Origin of the sequence: Brevibacterium salitolerans, from assembly GCF_039531405.1 — a bacterium.
Lineage (GTDB): Bacteria > Actinomycetota > Actinomycetes > Actinomycetales > Brevibacteriaceae > Brevibacterium > Brevibacterium salitolerans.
This window is the reverse complement of record NZ_BAAAPZ010000023.1, coordinates 1-1,350: the sequence shown is the minus strand read 5'-3', so window position 1 is coordinate 1,350 and position 1,350 is coordinate 1. Positions and strand designations below refer to the sequence as shown.

At 65.9% G+C, this 1,350-nt stretch carries 1 protein-coding gene; it reads right to left on the bottom strand.

Annotation, left to right across the window (positions count from 1 at the left end):
* Window positions 1-1,322 (bottom strand): integrase core domain-containing protein (locus ABD240_RS17045; protein WP_425547072.1); only part of this gene is annotated, 1,322 nt, incomplete at its 3' end.
* Window positions 1,323-1,350: the final 28 nt, after the last annotated feature.

The following is a 1,350-nucleotide window of genomic DNA, read 5'->3' as shown; positions in this document are numbered from 1 at the left end:
AGTGGTGACACTTCCTCGCCCGTGATCGTCTGTCGGGGTTTGCCGCGGGGAACACCGTTGCTGACATAGGTCACACCCTGAGGCGGCCAGGAGTGTTCGGCGATGACCTCGCCGTGCTGGTCGGCGAAGACCACCCCGACCATGTCCCACACGACATGGATCGTCTCACCGACTCGGCGGCGGCTGATCAGGAACCGGACCCCTCGTAAGTAGACGGTGCCGTTGGACCGGACCGTCATCTCACGTTCTCCTTCGTCTGCGAACCGGATCGTGCCGCCATACCGGGGACGAGTCGCGAGATCCGTGCCTGCGGGCACGGCAACGAGCGTGTCGGCCTTCGCTGGTGGAGGTACCGGGGTCACGGGTGCGGGTTTCGGGCGCGGGGCCTCGGCAACGGGTGTGGCGTTCCAGGCCTGTTGCGGGGTGATGCGGCCGGGGAGGCCCTGGTGGGGGCGTTCGGTGTTGTAGATGACATCGAACCGGTCGACCTGTTCCTGCAGTTCGGCGAGGGTCGCTGCCAGGGGCTGTTTGTCGAGCCATCGGAACAGGGTCTGGTGGAAGCGCTCGTTCTTGCCCTGCGTGGTCGGTTTGTACGGCTTCCCGGTGATCGCCTCCACTCCCAGCGACGCGGCGTAGACGACGAGCTGGCCTTCCCAGCCACGGCGGACAGGGTTGAGCGCCAGCCCGTTATCAGTCAGCAGACGTTGGGGCACCCCATGGGCGGCGAGGGCCTTCTTGAACACGCTCAGCGCTGCCTTCGCGGTCTCACTCTCGGCGACATGGGAAGCGAGAGCGAGGCGGGAGTGGTCGTCTTCGAGTTGGAAGACCACGCACTTACGGCCAGCGGTTAAGACGTACTCGGTGGCATCGAGCTGCCAGCACGCGTTCGGAGCGGGATAGACGAATCGGCGATACGCCGCCCGTGGCTTCTTCTTCGGCTCCAGTCTTGCTACGCCCGTCTCGCGGAAGATCCGGGCCAGCGACGCTGTCGAGGGGGCGTTCAGGCCCATCGCCGTCATCTTGTCGTGGACGCTGATCGGTCCGTGGTCCAGCCCGGAGGCTTCCAACGCTGCCCGCACGTGAAGAGCCTGTTGCTTCGCCTCGTCCAGGATCCGCGTCGGGGAGGTGCGCGGGCGGCGTGTACGGGGTTCGAGGACCGCGGCCTGTCCCTCGTTGCGGGCACGGGCGAGGAGGACATAGAACGTCTTCCGTGACAGGCCATGCTCGGCGCAGAACGAGGTCACCGCTCCGCGTGGGGCGTCCTCGGGCCACTGCGAGATAGCGAGACGGACACGGGGATCAACAGGCTCGTTCTTCTTCACCCATCAATCCGAGCTCAGAAGTGTCACC